The organism is Blastopirellula marina, assembly GCF_002967765.1.
GTDB lineage: Bacteria > Planctomycetota > Planctomycetia > Pirellulales > Pirellulaceae > Bremerella > Bremerella marina_A.
On sequence record NZ_PUHY01000012.1, the window covers coordinates 1,305,076 to 1,322,573 of the forward strand.

Here is a 17,498-nt window from a genome sequence, read left to right on the forward strand (position 1 = left end):
GGATGTTGATTTTTTAGTTTATTGTCGATTTTGGGCAGATAAGGGCAAAGAAGATCACTATGTCAAACGGAAATCTGGTCATATCCTCTGAAAAAGATCGACGCCGACAAGGGACTAATGTTCCAGGCACTGTTGTTGCTAATCGCCCTCAGGAAGAGGACGGCATGCAGTTTGGGCAGGTTCTTCATTCGCTCAGACGTCAATGGCTGGCATCGATCGTGCTGGGGCTTTTAGTCGCCGTACCAGTGGCGATTGCCGCATGGGTACTTCAGTCACCCACTTACACATCATCTGCCTACTTGCGAATTTCCTCAAACGATCAGCCCCTTGCATTTAAAACCATAGAACAAACCAACCGGAATGACTACCGAACATTTAAGAACACTCAGCGTCAGTTGATGGTTACTCCGTTTGTCTTGAACTCGGCCCTCAGTCGTGAAGACATCATGAGTCTTGACATTGTCCGTGAAGAGGAAAACCCACTCGAGTGGTTGCAGGAAGAATTGATTGTCGGATTCCCAGGCGATGCTGAGATTCTTCAGGTTTCAATGATGAGTAAGGATCCCACTTCAGCCCCGAAAATCGTCAACGCAGTCGTTTCAGCATACAAAGACGAAGTGATCGAGACCGAGCGACTGGCAAGAGTAACTCGATTAGAAAACTTAGAGCGTGTTCATAGCGAGACAGAGAATAAAGCTCGTCAAATGCGTTCCGACTTCAAGCAATTGGCGGAAACTTTAGGAACGAGCGACAGCGAAACACTTAGCTTGGCTCAGCAGGGCTCAGTGCAGCACTATGGTCTAGTGCGTAACGAACTCGCGCAAGTTCGGTTTGAACTGATGCGTGCGGAAGGTGAGCTCGACTTTTTGCTTTCAAGCAATAAGGCTCAAATCGAAAGTGTTTCCAGATCCGGTGGAGACGGTGGGCTTACAACCGAAAATGCTCCCGGAGTTGGAGATGACGCCACACCTCGCGTTCCTGTTTCCGATGCTGATGATTCCGTTGACGAAGTTGCTGAAAATGGCGACGGTGACTCAAATGATGGCGAAGTAGCTGACCTCAAGCTTTCGGATGTGGAAATGGATGAGGCCATCGCAAATGACCCAGTCTCGGTCAAATTGCAAGCTGAATTGGATCGATTCGAGGATGTTCGGTTCACGTTAACTGAAGCTGCGTATGAGCGATATCGCCAGACTAATTCTGCGGAAATCAATGCGATTGAGACGAGTCTAAAGGAACGTCGGGCACATCTCGAAAAGCTTGTTATCGAGAGGATTGCACAACAGCAGGCCGAGGGAGATGTTCGCAAGAATAGCATGATGACGACCAGCTTGAAGCTGCCGGAAGTTGATAACACGATTCCTGAGTTGAAGGTCCGAATTGGCGTCTTGCGTCAGCAGCAAAGAGAACTTTCCAAGGAGGTTGCTGATCTTGAAAAGGAAGTGAGAACGTTTGGTCGATCATCCGTGGAAGTTGAAATGAAGCGTTCCGAGATTGCCAGCCTCGACGAGATTCTTCAGCAGCTTAATACCGAAATTGAACGGACGAATATTGAATTACGTGGGGCTCCGAGGATCACTCTCTTAAGTGAAGCGAAAACCGGAACCGTTACGGATAAGAAAAAACCGATTATGATCACAGCGGCTGCTGCCCTTGCAGGCTTCGTATTGCCTGGTGGTTTGCTTCTCCTGCGTGATTTCCGTAAAAAGCATCTAAGTGATTTGCCGACAACACGTGATGAGCTTGGCTTGGAGCTGTTAGGGACAATTCCTCGGCTTCCACGTGGTATCGTTCGCAAGCCGAAGGCCCTCTCGCACAACCTGGGGCCATACGAAGATCAGGTTCGAGATTCTTCCGACTCCGTAGCAGCTACGGTACTTCGGCGCTCGCTCAGTGAGCAATGTCAAGTTCTTCTCATTTCTAGCGCTATGCCACGTGAAGGCAAATCGAGTCTGACGTGCCATCTTGCGATCAGTTTGGCACAAGCCGGGCGAAAGGTTGTCGTCGTTGACTTCGACTTGCGTCGTCCAAGCATGCACAGCATTTTTGGATTACCAGTCGGGCCAGGCGTGGGTGATATTTTAGTCGGCGAAGCCAAGTTGGCTGACAGCATTCGGCCAACCGACATCCCTAACGTTGATCTATTGCCTGCCGGGATAAAAGAGCAATCGGTTCCGCGAAGTGCCTCGACTGGCCGGCTTGATCAGCTTTTTGCAGACCTTCGTAAGTCATATGATTTCATAATTGTTGATGCTGGTCCTGTCCTGGGGTCGCCGAGTACACGTTTCCTGGCACAGCCTCAACACGTAGATGGCGTTATTCTTTCCATCTTCAAGGATGTAAGTCAGGTTGCTCAAGTTGATGATGCGAAACGCATTCTGAATAGTTTTGGGGCACCAATCATCGGAACTGTTTTGTCAGGCTATAGCTCCGGAATGTACTACTCGTACACAAACCGCAGTACAAGCACCGTTGAAGTTGAATAGAGCAGAGAATATCGGAACGGGACCATGAACAAGATCGCGGCGCGAACCATCGTAGTATGTACTTTTGTACTGCTCTGTTCGGCAGGAGCTACTTGGCTGGAGCATCGCTTCGATGTTACTGTTCGGCAGCCAGATGTTGATGTCAACAAAATGCCGGAAGTGTTTGCTGGTTGGGAAAGCGAGTCCGTTCCGATTGATCCCGAAATTGCTCGATTTGTAGGAGCAGGCGCATTTGTTAGTCGCGTGTATCGACGATCAGGTGAATCGCCAGTCTCTGTATATGCGGCCGTTTGGGCCGACCAGTCGATCGTTTCTGATATTTCTCCGCACCCGCCTACGGTCTGTTATCCGAATGCAGGTTGGACTCAAGGGCGTAGTAAGGAAGTCTTAGTAGGGGGGGCGTTGCCTGTTTTACTGCTGGAATTCTCACGTGCGGGAGAGCGTATCGTGACAGCGCACTGGTATCAATTGGGTGGCTTGCAGTATACGGATCGCGATTCTGGGCGTTTCGGGCTCAGCAAGTTATGGGGAGAACAGGACTGGCCGCCAATGGTAAAAGTCCTGCTTCAAACCCAGGCGTCGAGTATTGAAGATGCCGAATCACAATTGATTGCAATTGCTTCGGAAGTGAATGAGTTCACTAAGACGATTCAGTAGTTCATTTACTTTGTCTCGCCGCAATTGGAACTACCCCGAGTAATCTCGACAGGCAACTATGTTCTCTAGTGTCCCCCGCCTTAACTACCGATTCATTGCGTGGCTTCTTTTGGGATTGGCCGTGGTAGTTGCAGCTGCCTTCGGAGTTCATTCCTGGCAGATGTCACGACACAAGGATTCTTTTTTGCGAGAGGCTCGGCGAGTACGTGACGAGGGACGAATCGGTGACGCATTGGCCCATTACCGGCGATATTCGTTGGTTTCACCAACCGATGTCGAAGCTCTTTCAGAATTCGGCTATTTGCTCAAAGATGTAGGGAGCTACGATCAGGCATATCTTATACTAACTCGTGCGCTTGCATTAGAGCCGAATCAAGATGACCTTCGCCTTGTTGCGGCCGAGTTGGCGATTCGTTTGCGTCGGTTTAATGATGCAGTTAATCTCATTAATTCGCTGATTGAAAAGTCTCCTGACGATCCCGTCTTGCAAGAGCGACTTGCCATTTGTCAGAGCGGTAAAGGGGATTACCGAGAGGCACGTCAAACGCTGGAAAGAGCGATCAAGTTAGATAAAAAGAATCGCGATTACTACTTGCATCTTGCGAATTTACAGTTCTCAGCGTTGAACAGCTACATCGAAGCGAAGAAAACTCTCGATCGTATGGTCGAAAGTGATCCTAAAGAACCGCTCACCTATGTGAATAGAGGGCACTGGATTCTTTCAGTGATTGCTAGTGGCGTAGCAGATAAACAGGAAAACGCCGCGAATGCAAATATTCAAACGTCTCGTGATTATCGGATTGAACAGGTTCAAGCAGACGTTGATAAGTCGCTCGAACTAGCTCCTGGATTAATTGATGTCAATCTGCTCGCTGCGGAACTCGCTCTAACAAAATCAGATCTGGACGAGGCGGCCAAGTTTGCGAATTACGCTAAGCGGATTGCCCCACAAGAGCCTTATCCTGTTCGGCTATTGATTCGAGTTGAGAGTCTCAAGGGAGATCTTGAGAGGGCCGTTGAGCTTTCAAAGGAAGCGGTGCAGGTTTGGCCGAAAGATTTCCAAATTCATTGGATGTTAGCAAACCTCCTTATCGACCTGCAAAATGTTGAAGAAGCCTCGCCCGTCGTCGACAAGCTGCGATCGCTTTCACCAAGTCCGGCGTTGGTCGCCTTGCTCGAGGCCCGGATCCTTGCCGTTCAAGGAAAGTGGTTGGAATCTGCCAAGTTGGTCGAGGCAAACCGAGCTCTGTTAATTAACTGGCCTACAATCGCTAGTCGCGCTGACTTTCATTTAGGGCGATGTTATCAGCAATTGGCTCGACCGGATCAGGAGTTGAATGCCTATCGTCGGGCATTAGCAGCAGACCCGACATCTCGTGATCTTCGTTTGGCGGTTGCGAATGCATTGAGAGATGCGAACAAATTCGATGAGGCATTTGAGGAGTATCAAGTTCTAGTCGAATTTGAGCGTTCGAGTGCTGAAAGCGGAGAAGGTGAAGGGGTTCCTTTCGAGGCGGTTGTGAATTACTTCCGGCTACTTATTCGTGAAGAATCGCTCAAATCGAATGATCAGTCGTTTGATAATGTTGGCAAGGTCCTCGATCAATTAGAGTCGCGTGAGCCGGAAATTGAGTTTCTTCCGATCCTGCGTGCTGAGTGGCTAATCTCGAAAGGTGAAACGGAAGAAGCGGTCGAGCTCGTACACAAGGCAAGGACCGAATCACCGAACAAGTTCGAGTATTTGTCTGCCGAGGTAATGTTAGCTTGTCAGCAGGAAGATTGGTCGGCCGCAGATCGAATGTTGGCCGACGGCAAAAAGGAATTTAGCGCCGATGAGAGATATTGGATGCTTCGCGGGAAGTACGCGATGCTCCGTTATGGAACCGATGCTGGGCAGTACCTGAAAGAGATTTCCCAAAGTAGTGAATTGCAGGATCTGGAAAAATACCCAGCAGTTGTAAGTTATCTGGCGTCGCTCGCATTTTGGATTCAGGATTCTGAACTGACTAAGGAGCTTGGTCAGAAGGTCGTGAAGGCTGAGCCAGATCAACTTGCAATTCGCCTTCTCTTGTTGGAGGTCGCATTTCGCGAGGAGGACTTGGAGGCGATCGGTCCATTGCTAGCCGAAGTCGAAAAGATCGATGGTCAACACGCGACATGGAATTATGGTGAGGCTGTTCGGTTGGTGCTTTCTGCTCAAGTCGACGATAACAAAACACCCGAAGATAAGCGGTTGTTACGCGCATTTGCTCACTTGGCCGACGCAGAGAAACTGCGTCCAGGTTGGAGCCGACCAATCACTTTCGAGGCTCAAATCCTTGAGTCACAAGGTCAAGAAGATGTTGCATTAGCGAAGTATGAGGATGCCATCTCTCTTGGTGAACGTGATCCAATCGTCGTACAACGTACGACTGCGCTTCTGTTTAAACGCGGTCGGTATGGAGAGGTTGATCGATTATTAGCTCGTCTTGACGACAACGGAAATAAGATCTCTGCCGATCTGCTTGAGGCCGGTAGAGAGGCGGCAATGCAATTGGGCAATCTTGGTCGGGCTTTGCAGCTCGCTCAAGATCTGGCGGGTAAGTCAGGAAGTTCTGATGATCATGTTTGGCTTGCTCAGCTACTTGTGATGCTACAGAAGCCAGAGCAGGCTGAAATTGAATTGAAGAAGGCGATCGAGATTTCTCCAAATATGCCCGAACCTTGGCTCGGTATGGTCAGTATTTATGCCAAGAATGGTCAAAGAGATCTTGCCTCGCAGGCAATTGAAGATGGAAGTAGTAAGCTCGACGAAAATAAGAGGGATATCTTCAGAGGGCGTAGCTACGAGATTCTTGGCGACGGCGGAAAAGCGGAAGCATCATATCGGACGGCGATTATTAACAATCCAGACGACGTACAAGCGAGGTTCTCCCTTGTAAGGTACTATTTGCGAACCAATCGTCAGGCCGATTCAATTCGTGAGCTTCGTCTTTTTCTTAAAGAGGAACTCACTGAAGATATGCGAACCTGGGCACGTCGAAATCTAGCAATTCAGCTCGCAAAAGAAGGCGGTGATGGCAACACTGAAGAATCGCTCAAGCTATTAGATGACAATGAAGAGGCCATTGGGCAGAATCGGCAAGATCAAATTGTAAGAGCAACCATCTTTGCAATTCAGCCAGAGGAAGAAGCGCAGAAGTCTGCGATTAAGACATTGGAGGAAGTGGGGGGAAGTAGTCTAAGCTTGGAAGAGCAGTTTCTTTTGGGCAAGTTGTACGCGACACATGATCAAATCGCGAAAGCGACTCAATTGTTTAGTCAGCTTACAATTCGCTCTTCTGGCGATCCCAAGTACCTACGAGCCTATATTGCCGCTCTTTTAAAGAATGGGGAAGTCAGCGAAGCAGGGGTTTGGGCAGATAGGTTGGCGCTGGACCTGCCTTCTCACATCACGACCGTTGATCTTCAATCCAAGGTCCTTTTCGCTAAGGGACGCTACGATGAGATTCCGCCCCTCCTGAATAAGTGGCTTAACGATGATGTCACTTCACAGGAGAGGGGTGTTGCCAGTCATAGTGTTCAATTGGAGTGGGCTGCATCTAAATTAGATGAGTTCGCAGATCAAATGGACAAAGATCATCTAAGTACCGCAAGTAAGTTTCGCTCGCAGGCTAATGATTTGCGTTTGGCACTAAAAGAGCCAGCGATGAAGCTGCAGCAAGCCACTTTATTGGTAGCACGCACACAGATTGAACCTGCTTTGACAATGCTTCGCGAGATTGTTGGCAAGGTACCAGCTCAAGATTTTAGTAGAACATTTTCGTACATCGTTGGGCAAAATCCCAGCGTGACTATATTGGAAGAAATGGATGAGATTTTGAAAGAGGCTCAAAAAGAGTACTCCGATGACATGGATGTTCTTAAAGTTGCGGGGGATGTCGCACTTCTAAGAGGGGAGTTCGAGAGGTCTCGCAAGGCTTATCAGCAGGTTTTGGCTGGAAGTCCAGAGGATGTGCACGCACTGAACAATTGTGCATTGGCAATGGCGTTTGAAGGTGGTAGCAAAGAAGCGGTGGTCCTGGCTAATAAGGCGGTTGCCGTTGGAGGAGAGGTGCCTCCTTTACTCGACACTCGGGGAGTTACCTATTTGGCCGTTGGTGATACCGCAAGTGCAATCCAGGACTTTAAGAAGGCGATCGCTTCCAGTCCACTACCGGAGTACTTTTTCCATTTAGCACTGGCCCAGAAACGGGCTGGAAAGTTTGCCGAAAGCAAGGCGTCGCTTACAGCGATCGATTTGCCTGAATTCGGTGACTTAACCTTGCACGAGAGTGAAAGAGCAGCATACGAAGAGTTGTTGTCCACCGATTGAAACCATGGTTATGGGGGATAATTTTGCGTTAAGGCGACTATGGTTTTTTTAGCGATGGTTCAGTTGACATAGCGATATAACCAGCATAGTTTGTCCAGTGCTAGGTCCAGCTATTTTTTTCGTTTCCAAGGCGGTGTTTAGTGTTCAGTCGACGGCGGTTTAACTCTCCTGACTGCGATGAAACACGGGCAGATGCTCGGTAAGAACTCAAGCCCTAGGGGGATTGTTATGGCCAGTGAAGGTTCAGTCGTACTTACTCAGGAACGCTTCTCCGATACGAGTTCGGTTCCGTTGGTAAATGAGAGGCATCTATATCGTGTCGAGGCTCAGGGTGTGCCCTTGGGATCGGACGTTGAAGAGCCGATGGCACGGCGTCTCGCAGACCTATCACTCAGGCAGTCATTGTTGTTTGGTTTCCCGCTCATGCTTGCCGATTTCGGCGTCATGTGGGCAACCATCTTTATGGTTACTCAGGTGCAATCGCTGTGGCTAACGCTTCCATACACCGGTGTAGGCGCTACTGTGGCCTCATTGGCTGCGTCGCTATTGGTTCTGATTGCTCACGGTTCAGGTCTTTATCCTGCGATTGGAATGGCCTCGGTTGTCGAGTTTCGCAATCTTGTAAAAGCATCTGGAATCTCGGTGCTGGCGTGTTCTTCGATTGCATGTATTACAGTCACTCAGGGTGACTTCTTGTATTATGCTTCCCTCGGCATGATTTCACTTCCGATGCTCTTGTTTCTGCTTCCCTCTGCGAGGTTTATTGTTCGCTCTTTCATGACCCGATTTAGTTGGTGGGGAGCCCCAACGCTGATCTATACTCAGCCTGAACAAGCGCGATACCTTGTTGGACAGCTTCGGGGCATGGCGGAACGCGGCTTGAAGCCGGTTGGCATTCTTGTCGCACCTGGTCAGTACTGGGATTCTGGCTGCAAAGATATCGGGTATCCCGTGTTTGATGTGCGTGATGCGATGACGTGCGCGATCGGATTGAAATCGACTTGGGTATTGATCAGCGAAGGTAGCGAAAGCGAGGCTTCGCTCGAGATTCCTGCGACGCTCGAATTGATTCCTAATCGAATCGTGCTGTCCCAGAAAAATCCCGTTGGACTTTGGGGGGAAAGGCAATGTATTGGGCTTAGCGGTGGTGTGCGACTTCAAAGTCGTTGTCCTGACACTTTTCGCTGCATGGTGAAGCGGGCATTTGATCTTTTTGTATCAGGTAGTGCCCTCGTTTTTCTTTCTCCCTTTCTTCTGGCAATTACACTTCTCATTCGGATTGGCTCTCCTGGGCCTGTGTTCTACGGCCAGACCCGCGTTGGACGGTTTGGCAAGAGTTTCACGGCATGGAAATTCCGAACTATGCGAGTTAATGCAGATCAGTATCTAGAGGAGTGTCTTCGCAACAACAAGGAATTGCGGGCCGAGTGGGACGCTACTCACAAGCTAAAGCGAGATCCGCGAGTGACTTGGGTTGGACGTTTCCTCCGCAAGACGAGCTTGGACGAACTACCGCAGTTGTGGAATATCCTTATAGGTCAGATGAGTGTTGTCGGGCCTCGACCTATCGTCGATTCCGAAACGTATGATCGCAGTTACATTGTTGATTTCCCTAATGCTTTTGCGGCCTATAAGACCGTTCGACCGGGTTTGACCGGTATGTGGCAAATCAGCTGTCGTAATCGTGGAACCTATGAGATGCGAATCTACTGGGACGTTTACTACATACAGAACTGGTCATTATGGCTTGATCTGTACATCACGTTAAGAACGGTCCGAACGGTGTTCCTGCGAGAAGGGGCATATTAGTGGCTGGCTTGTGTCTCGTTGCGACATCGCTTCCTGGCACGAAGATAGTAGTAGCGTTCATCGTGCTGTCGTTAACGATGGCCCACTTGGTCTATCGCCTAAACCGATTGCGACGTACTCCTGCCTTTCCGGCACTAGTGCTCTGTGCCGTGGTTATGTTTTCCATGTTGGTTGCGCTTGCATTGGCGCAAGTCTATTCCAATTCATGGCGGCAAATAGCGCGAGAGTATGGCGTGTATGAAGCTAGAAGGCCGGCTCAACGGATGGCCACGGCGGCAGTGGTCGGTGTAGTTCCGTTATTGGGTGTATTGGGGGGGCTTTGGGCAAGTGGATGGCGTTTTCCTGCCGCTACAGCTATGGCGGTCACATTTCTGTTGCTTGCTTTTGCCATCGTGAAGGTGATTTCTTACCACCCAATTGACGCAATTTTACAGGTCGAAGCGATTCACGGCGTTACTCTTTTTGGGGTGGTTTTTGCAGTTGGGATCTTTGCGCTAAATATATGTCTATTTCAATGTATTGAAGACGACTTAGGTGCCTAGTTTCTTCCTTGTTGGTTGTTTGGACGTGATTAGAATCAAGGTTTCCCTTGGTGTCAGTGGTGCGAAGAATGAACGCAAGCAGTAAAAAAACGCGAGTTATAGCGATATCATCGCGTGGTGGTCATTGGATCGAACTTCTTCGCTTGAGAGAAGCATTCTCGGATCAAGACGTGACATTCGTGACGACCGTGCCCGAATATCGAACGATGGTCGATGGATTTAAGTTCCGTGTCGTGACTGAGGCTAGTCGGGATACGAAATTCCGAATGGTCTTAATGTCTCTGCAAGTCTTGTGGATATTACTTCGAGTCCGACCCTCAGTAATCGTAACGACAGGGGCAGCCCCAGGATTCATGGCCATTTGGCTGGGGCGTAGGCTTGGAATCCGAACGCTGTGGGTTGACAGTATCGCCAATGCTGAGGAGTTGTCGATGTCCGGGCAACTTGCTGTAAAGCACGCCGATAAGATTCTTACCCAGTGGGAACATCTTTCATCGGATCGAATTGAGTATCACGGAGCAATAGTGTGATTTTCGTAACTGTTGGGAATATGGACCCGTTTGATCGCCTCATCAAGGCAATGGATGAATGGGTTGGTAAGCAGGATGCCTCGATTGAGATTCTGGCGCAAATTGGCACCGGGAGTTATCGACCGAAGAATCTTGAGTTCGTTCCCTTTCTTAAGCCCGATCAATATCGTGACGCATTCGAACGCGCCGATTTTGTTGTATCGCACGCCGGTACCGGTTCTATCATAACGGCTTTGGAACGTGACAAGCCGATGGTAATCATGCCAAAGTTGGCAAGCTTGGGTGAGCAGCGGAATGAGCATCAGTTGGCGACGGCGAATCGATTCAAGCCCTCAACACTGATTCAAGTTGCATACGATGTCGATGAACTCAATGCTATTTTGGACAGAGTTGCGTTAAGCGATGAAAGGAAGGTGTTTCAACCGCAGATTTGGCCGCCTGATCAAAGCTTAATTTCTTTTGTCCGCGACTTCATTCGCCCCGTTCCCGGGTAATCACGGGTGTTTTTCTGCACCTCAAGGTTTTACGGTCAAGTCTTGAGCTGTTTTCGAAAATCGGTTGCTTGGATTTGAACCTTCTAAGGTTAAACTGAGACTTGTTATTTTCAGCTATTCTGCCCTGAAGGCGTATGATTTTTCCCTGATGCGTTTCAGTGTCAGCTGCAAAAGCATATCGCTACGGGGTCTTTTGTTTCTTAGGTGGGGCTAGGTTCTTGTCGCAATCTGCATCAATCGAGAATACCCAGCCTGAACTAACTACCACCGAGCCCACAGGTGAAATTGATTCGGCGCACCGTTCCATAGAGGATCGGCTCTTCGATACATCGAGAGCTGATAAAGATCTGGGGCGTAGGGCAGTTCGCGGCGGCGCGATAACGATTACGACTCAAGGCTTTCGGTTTCTCTTGCGAACAGGTTCAACTGCGGTCTTGGCGCGAATGCTAACACCGGAAGACTTTGGTTTAATCGCGATGGTTACAGTTGTTGTTGGTTTCACCGAGATCCTAAACAATGCTGGACTTTCGGCTGCTACCGTTCAACGCAAGGAAATCACACGTGCCCAGATTAGCACGCTATTCTGGGCGAATATTGTAATTAGCACTACGGTGATGTTACTGGTTGCCGCATCTGCGCCGATGCTAAGTTGGTTCTACAATGAGCCGAGGTTGGTGGGGGTCACGCTTGCTCTTTCAGCATCAATCATTTTTGGTGGCGTTGGGATTCAGCACCAAGCTCTCTTGCGGCGATCAATGCAGTTCGGACGCTTAGCCGTAGTTGAAGTAGGTGGAATTTTTGCTGGTGTTGTTGTTGCCATCGTCATGGCATCCTTGGGATTTGGGTATTGGTCCTTGGTGGGTATGACAATAGCTACTTCATTCATGACCGCAATACTTAGCTTTGCCATGACTGGCTGGACGCCAGGGAAGCCGACTCGCGACAGTGGGGCACTTGAGATGCTTAAGTTCGGGGTCGGGGTTTCATCTTTTACTATCGTCAATTATTTCTCTAGGAATTGCGATAATTTTCTCATCGGTTGGCGATGGGGGGCTGGAGCCCTTGGGGTCTATTCCAAGGCATACGGCTTGCTCTTGTTGCCTACCGCACAGATTAGCCGACCTGCGATGGCGGCTTTCCTGCCGATGCTTTGCCGCTTACAAGATAAGCCTGAGCAATTTCGCACGGTCTTTCAGCAGGTCATTAGAGCGTTGTCTTTTTTGACGATGCCAGGAATGGCGGCGTTGGTGATTGCTGCAGATGCCGCAGTATTCGTTTTTTTGGGACCGCAATGGGACGCAGCTGTTCCGGTATTTCAGATCCTGGGATTGGCTGCAATTTTTGAATGCGTCTTCAGTGCTTTAGGACAGCCAATGATTGCCTGTGGAAAGGCAAGTGCCCTCTATAGAATGGGGCTCATTGGGGCCGTCCCTACAATTGGAGCGTTCTTTATCGGTCTGCCTTATGGTCCAGAAGGGGTGGCGGCGGGCTACACATTGAGTAACACATTAGTGGTTTGTCCGCTGCTGTTTCTTTTTGTTGCAGGTCAAACGCCGATAAAAGTATTCGATTTCTATAGAGCGATTTCTCCACCATTTTTGTTAGCTGTTTTGGTTGCTGGTATCGTGTATGGGGTTCGATATCTATTTGATATTCAGTCGCCGATCCTCGTTTTGCTAGTTGCCGGTATCTGTGTGACTCCGAGCACGATATTGAGTATCCAGCTCTTTCGACAGATTCGGAATCTTCAGCATGACTAGTGCAGGTCATTGAGGACTGTTTTTCGTTACAGAAGTAATACTGTGAATTCTCAGTGAGAGTCGAATCTGCTTCATTGTTTGTCAGAAGAGTTCAAGTAGGTTGGATCTTTGACGGGTTCGACGGCATGTTACTGAATTAGGTCGTTAAGGAATTAAATGAGCGTAGTTGCCCCCGCAAAGATTAGTGTAGGTTTGCTTGGAGCGGCGCCCGATACTGGTAACCGTGGTGTGTCCGCGCTCGGCCTTTCTTTATGTAGCGGCCTGTCGGCAGTTTCGCCTGACTTTGCCGTTACCGTTTTCGACTTTGGTCGTGAAATCAAAGAGACGTATGCCGAACAGTTGGGTGGCGATGTAACCGTTGATCGTTTGCCTTGCTATCGAACGAAGCGATTCTTTAGCCCTGCTAGTCACGCTCAGATCGCCCTGGCAACCAAACTCGGAATGGGCGGCTTCCAACCAACCATAAAGAAGATCCGTAAAATGCGGGCCTTGCTTGACGTTTCAGGCGGAGACAGCTTTTCTGACATATATGGCCAATTTCGTTTTGACAGCATCGTCGGAGATAAGATGCTCGCGATTTCGCAGGGAAGGCCTCTTATTCTTCTTCCGCAAACCTATGGGCCATTCCTGACGGAAAAGAATCGTGAAACAGCTAGTCGCGTGGTCCGTGAAGCAAAAGCCGTTTGGGCTCGTGATGAACGAAGCTTATCGATTGTCCGTGACCTTTTGGGGGATCACTTCGATCCCGAGCGACACAAGTCAACCGTCGATATGGCATTCGGCCTTCCCGTCGTGCAGCCAGAAGAATCGATCGCCAAAGGTATCCAAGATTTTGCTTCCGCTGCAGATGTATTGGTCGGATTAAATGTCAGCGGCTTGCTGTATCAATCTCCTACCGGTGGCGTTGAAGACTTCAAGTTTCTAAGTAGCTATCGAGAGGTCATCGAAAGTTTGTTTCGGGAGTTGCTCGCACAGCCCGGCGTTCGCATATTGTTAGTCGGGCACGTAGGGCCAAATCAATTTTCGGAGGAGTCGGCAGGTTCTGAGTCCGATACTTCGGCGATGCGTTCACTGTTAGAAACAGTAAAGGTTGACGATCCTGATCGTGCTTACCTGGTGCCTCACTATCTAAATGCCTTGCAGTTGAAATGGGCAATTGGCCAGTGCGATTGGTTTTGTGGGACGCGGATGCATTCTTGTATTGCCGGGTTATCACAAGGAGTGCCGACCGGAGCAATTGCTTACAGCGACAAAACGATTGGCGTCTTCGAGACCGCCTCGGTAGGTGAAAGTGTGATCGATCCGCGCGTAGACGATGCTGAAACCGTAGTGCGAAAGTTGATTGAGAGTTTCCATCAGCGTGACACGACGCGGGAGACATTGCGTCAGTGGTTGCCGGTTGTCAAAGGCCGGTTGAAGGACTTCTTTGAAACACTTAAGACGCAAATTGGCTAACTATGAAGACCATCACACAAATAGCTGAAAACCATTTGTGCTGCGGATGTGGCGTTTGCAGCTACTTAGACCCAGTTCAGATTCAAATGGTGGATGACTTGGACCAGGGGCGTCGTCCAGTTGTCCGTGGAAAGGCCAATCCCACGGAAGCCCATCTCGAAGCGGTTGCGGCATGCCCAGGGCAGGCCCTCGCTCACGAAACTCCAAGAGAAAACGATTTCATAAAAGAACTGCTTCCAGATTGGGGCCCAGTTCTGGAGTTGTGGGAAGGGCACGCAAGTGACTCGCAGATTCGCTTTGCGGGTAGCTCTGGTGGTGTAGCTACCGCGTTGGCAACGGTTGCCGTCGAGCAGATGAATTACTCTGGCGTATTACACATTGCCGCTCGCAAAGATCGCCCTTTGTTTAACGAAACGGTTTTCAGTACTAATGGGCAAGAGATGTTGGAGCGAACGGGAAGTCGGTATGCTCCGGCAAGTCCCTGTGACAAGCTTCATTTGATCGAAGAGGCCGAAGCCCCTTGTGTTTTCATTGGCAAGCCGTGTGATGTTGCGGCGACCTATCAAGCAAGAAGGGTTCGACCCAAACTCGATCAGAATCTTGGTCTAACGATCGGTATCTTTTGCGCCGGTACGCCAACAACTCGTGGCACCATGGAGACGATGAAGTCGATGGGGATCGATGATCCAGCATCAGTGACTTCGGTTCGTTATCGAGGCAACGGTTGGCCAGGCAATTTTACTGTTGAGTACCAAGGCGAGAGGGGACCGGAAGTTAAAGAATTGACCTACCAGGAGAGTTGGGGCAATACTTTGCAACGGCACCGCCAATGGCGATGTTATGTTTGCCCTGATCACACTGGAGAGTTTGCTGATATTGCGGTCGGCGATCCTTGGCACAAGCCTCCTACTGGTGATACTCCGGGGCGAAGTTTGGTTGTTGTCCGTACCGAACGCGGTCGCGTATTTCTGCAAGAGGCAATCAGGTCAGGCGTAGTTAACCTGGAAAAAGCTGAGCCGAACGTGTTGGAACTGGCTCAGCCGAACCTGCGAGACGGACGCAAGATTCTCTGGCCTCGTCTTGCTACGTCAAGAATTATGTTCGCTGCTTCTCCAAGGTTTTCGGGGTTCAACCTGTTCAACAATTGGTGGAAGAATACGACTATTCGAGAGAAGTTTCATTCCATTGCATCAACAGCAAAGCGAGTTGTTACGAAGCGTCTCTACCGAACGAGATCAGTAACGCCAACAGATACCTAAACACATTTAGTCGATGTGAGGGAAAAGAAGGTTAAATGGTTTCGAGCGACAGTCAAAGCGATCACGCCGCTTCTGGTCAGGGTAAGAAGGTTGAACATGGTCGGCTTTCGAGTGGCGAAATGAAATCTGCGCTTCGGATGAAGCGGAGCGTATTCGCGCCGTTGCTGAAGTTCGCATATCACGTTTTGAATTGCTCCAAAAGGTGGCGCATCGGTCGGATCCTTATGGACATAACTTGCCGATTTGAAGGAGGGGCAATGTTCTCTCTCACGGCAAGGGAGCTCTTGTCAAGGTATCACGACGTTCACGTTGGGCCTTATTCGTATGGTCCTTGCTTTTCGCCAGGCTTATTTCCTCCTCAGGTTCACGTTGGGAATTATACCTCCATTGCGGATGGAGTGATGATTGTCAATGAGAATCATCCAATGACCAAGCTTTCGACGCATCCTCTGTTATACGGCGATCACTCCGACCGAGTCGTATTGAAAATTGAGAACGATGTTTGGTTGGGCTACAACGTCGTAATTCTACCTGGTTGCCAGTCGATCGGAACTGGGGCAATTATTGGCGCCGGTTCGATCGTCACCAAAGATATTCCTCCTTATGCAATCGCTGTCGGAAATCCAGCACGTGTACTTCGATACCGATTTTCCCCCGAAGTTTGTGCGAAGTTGCTTGAGTCCAAATGGTGGAACAAGGTATTTCCTGCCGCGCAAGAATTTCAGGAAGAGTTAGGAGAAGATGTCGCGCTCGCATTTGGTGAGGAGGACGTTGAACTGACATGAGCGAACAATCTCAGATGTTTGCGGTCGAGGGAAGTGGAACAACCGTCTTGCATCCGGTTGGATTTCTATTTCTGATTATTTGTGGTGTAACCTTCATATTTCTTCCGAGGAAATATGCATTGTTTCCTCTGTCAATCCTCATCTGTTTTGTCGCTAGTCGACAGTGCATTGCAATCGGTGGGCTCAATCTTTACTTCATGCGGATAATGGTGCTGTTCTTTGGCGCAATCCGTGTCATTTCTCGAAGTGAATTTCAATCGATACGATTCAACGCTCTCGATTGGTGCGTCTTACTGTACGGTCTGTCGATCTTCGTTACTGGCGTGCTCAATTTCGGTATCACATCTCCTGAAATTAAGATGCGATCAGGTTTCATGGTTGACATTATTGGGATGTACTTTTTACTGCGCTCGATCATTCGAGATGAGGAAGATGTTAACATGGCGATCAAAGGATTGGCGCTAATTTCCATTCCGTTGGCGGTTTTCTTCTTCATTGAGCATTCTACTGGCAGAAACTTGTTTTCAATTTTCGGAGGAGTGCCAGAATTGACACCAATTCGCGAAGGTAGACTGCGATGCCAGGGCGCGTTTGGGCATCCTCTATTGGCCGGGATTATATGGGCAGCTTTCATGCCGATGTTCATCTACCGCGCCATAAGTAAAGATTCCTCGAATCGACCATTATTCTGGCTCTCAATAATCTGCACTTGTTGCATCGTATTGCTGACTGCCTCAAGTACACCTGTTTTAGGCCTTGCTGCAGCCTTTGTCTTAATGTTGCTGTTTCCATTGCGCAAGCTGACTCGTCCAGCAGTGTTTACAGGCTTTCTTTCGATTGTTGTTCTGCATTTCGTTATGCAGGGACCAGTTTGGGGCTTGATCATGAAGATCAATATCACTGCTGGAAACTCAGGTTATCATAGGTTTTTATTGGTTGATGGGTTTATTAATCACTGGCAAGAATGGTTTCTCCTCGGCTCTCGTATTGGAACCGGGCACTGGGGACATTTTACATTCGACACTGCCAATCAGTATGTTTCGGTAGGAGTTCAAGGTGGGTTCGTCGCCTTAGCCTTTTTCATGATGACAATAGTTCTCGGGTTCATTGCTGCGGGGCGTATTTCTAAACATCGTCCTTTCTTAGGTTGGACAGTAGGGGTCGTATTGGCGGTCTATTGCATATGCTTCTTTGGTATTTCCGTTTGGGGACAGATGTTTTTTGCTTGGGCGCTGCCGTTGGCAGTGATTTCGAGCCTTCAGCAATCTTATTCGAGGGTCGCCTTGTCAGAGCGTGATGAGGGAGTCGGATACATCTATGGTGAGGAACTTGCATCGTAATGAACGAATCACCAAAACCAAAACGCG

The 17,498-nt window shown here is 49.2% G+C and carries 12 protein-coding genes; all 12 read left to right on the plus strand.

Features of this window, described 5'->3' with window-relative positions; genetic code table 11:
- The first annotated feature begins 59 nt into the window (after positions 1 to 59).
- Positions 60 to 2,486 (plus strand): polysaccharide biosynthesis tyrosine autokinase, encoded by a 2,427-nt coding sequence (locus C5Y83_RS21875; RefSeq protein WP_105331847.1) that lies wholly within the window; start codon positions 60 to 62, stop codon positions 2,484 to 2,486.
- Positions 2,487 to 2,510: 24 nt separating this feature from the next.
- Positions 2,511 to 3,143 carry an exosortase C-terminal domain/associated protein EpsI gene (locus C5Y83_RS21880; RefSeq protein WP_105331848.1) on the plus strand — a complete coding sequence of 211 codons (633 nt, stop codon included), beginning with the start codon at positions 2,511 to 2,513 and terminating at the stop codon, positions 3,141 to 3,143.
- 160 nt (positions 3,144 to 3,303) lie between these two features.
- Positions 3,304 to 7,497 (plus strand): tetratricopeptide repeat protein, encoded by a 4,194-nt coding sequence (locus C5Y83_RS21885; protein WP_158262452.1) that lies wholly within the window; start codon positions 3,304 to 3,306, stop codon positions 7,495 to 7,497.
- Positions 7,498 to 7,725: 228 nt separating this feature from the next.
- Positions 7,726 to 9,306 carry an exopolysaccharide biosynthesis polyprenyl glycosylphosphotransferase gene (locus C5Y83_RS21890; RefSeq protein WP_158262453.1) on the plus strand — a complete coding sequence of 527 codons (1,581 nt, stop codon included), beginning with the start codon at positions 7,726 to 7,728 and terminating at the stop codon, positions 9,304 to 9,306.
- Positions 9,307 to 9,470: 164 nt separating this feature from the next.
- The gene (locus C5Y83_RS21895; protein WP_146117868.1) at positions 9,471 to 9,848 is read left to right on the plus strand and encodes a hypothetical protein; all 378 of its coding nucleotides are present in this window, start codon (positions 9,471 to 9,473) and stop codon (positions 9,846 to 9,848) included.
- Positions 9,849 to 10,054: 206 nt separating this feature from the next.
- Positions 10,055 to 10,378, plus strand: a complete 324-nt coding sequence (locus tag C5Y83_RS30190; protein WP_409994598.1) for a hypothetical protein — start codon at positions 10,055 to 10,057, stop codon at positions 10,376 to 10,378.
- Positions 10,375 to 10,872, plus strand: coding sequence for a glycosyltransferase (locus C5Y83_RS21905; RefSeq protein ID WP_146117869.1), 498 nt, complete (start codon positions 10,375 to 10,377; stop codon positions 10,870 to 10,872). The genes C5Y83_RS30190 and C5Y83_RS21905 overlap by 4 nt, the downstream gene beginning before the upstream one ends.
- A gap of 218 nt (positions 10,873 to 11,090) precedes the next feature.
- Positions 11,091 to 12,632 (plus strand): lipopolysaccharide biosynthesis protein, encoded by a 1,542-nt coding sequence (locus C5Y83_RS21910; protein ID WP_158262454.1) that lies wholly within the window; start codon positions 11,091 to 11,093, stop codon positions 12,630 to 12,632.
- Positions 12,633 to 12,788: 156 nt separating this feature from the next.
- Positions 12,789 to 14,087 (plus strand): polysaccharide pyruvyl transferase family protein, encoded by a 1,299-nt coding sequence (locus tag C5Y83_RS21915; protein ID WP_105331855.1) that lies wholly within the window; start codon positions 12,789 to 12,791, stop codon positions 14,085 to 14,087.
- A 2-nt stretch (positions 14,088 to 14,089) separates the two neighbouring features.
- Positions 14,090 to 15,346: a Coenzyme F420 hydrogenase/dehydrogenase, beta subunit C-terminal domain gene (locus C5Y83_RS21920; RefSeq protein ID WP_105331856.1), complete on the plus strand. Its 1,257-nt coding sequence runs from the start codon at positions 14,090 to 14,092 to the stop codon at positions 15,344 to 15,346.
- A gap of 425 nt (positions 15,347 to 15,771) precedes the next feature.
- Positions 15,772 to 16,131 (plus strand): CatB-related O-acetyltransferase, encoded by a 360-nt coding sequence (locus C5Y83_RS29650; protein ID WP_199195094.1) that lies wholly within the window; start codon positions 15,772 to 15,774, stop codon positions 16,129 to 16,131.
- The gene (locus tag C5Y83_RS21930) at positions 16,128 to 17,471 is read left to right on the plus strand and encodes an O-antigen ligase family protein (RefSeq protein WP_105331857.1); all 1,344 of its coding nucleotides are present in this window, start codon (positions 16,128 to 16,130) and stop codon (positions 17,469 to 17,471) included. The genes C5Y83_RS29650 and C5Y83_RS21930 overlap by 4 nt, the downstream gene beginning before the upstream one ends.
- Positions 17,472 to 17,498: the final 27 nt, after the last annotated feature.

Coding starts and splice junctions, on each gene's coding strand:
- C5Y83_RS21920 (WP_105331856.1), top strand. CDS start 14,090: ATGAAGACCATCACACAAATAGCTGAAAACCATTTGTGCTGCGGATGT.
- C5Y83_RS21885 (WP_158262452.1), top strand. CDS start 3,304: ATGTCACGACACAAGGATTCTTTTTTGCGAGAGGCTCGGCGAGTACGT.
- C5Y83_RS29650 (WP_199195094.1), top strand. CDS start 15,772: ATGACCAAGCTTTCGACGCATCCTCTGTTATACGGCGATCACTCCGAC.
- C5Y83_RS30190 (WP_409994598.1), top strand. CDS start 10,055: ATGGTCGATGGATTTAAGTTCCGTGTCGTGACTGAGGCTAGTCGGGAT.
- C5Y83_RS21880 (WP_105331848.1), top strand. CDS start 2,511: ATGAACAAGATCGCGGCGCGAACCATCGTAGTATGTACTTTTGTACTG.
- C5Y83_RS21875 (WP_105331847.1), top strand. CDS start 60: ATGTCAAACGGAAATCTGGTCATATCCTCTGAAAAAGATCGACGCCGA.
- C5Y83_RS21930 (WP_105331857.1), top strand. CDS start 16,128: ATGAGCGAACAATCTCAGATGTTTGCGGTCGAGGGAAGTGGAACAACC.
- C5Y83_RS21895 (WP_146117868.1), top strand. CDS start 9,471: ATGTTGGTTGCGCTTGCATTGGCGCAAGTCTATTCCAATTCATGGCGG.
- C5Y83_RS21915 (WP_105331855.1), top strand. CDS start 12,789: ATGAGCGTAGTTGCCCCCGCAAAGATTAGTGTAGGTTTGCTTGGAGCG.
- C5Y83_RS21890 (WP_158262453.1), top strand. CDS start 7,726: ATGGCCAGTGAAGGTTCAGTCGTACTTACTCAGGAACGCTTCTCCGAT.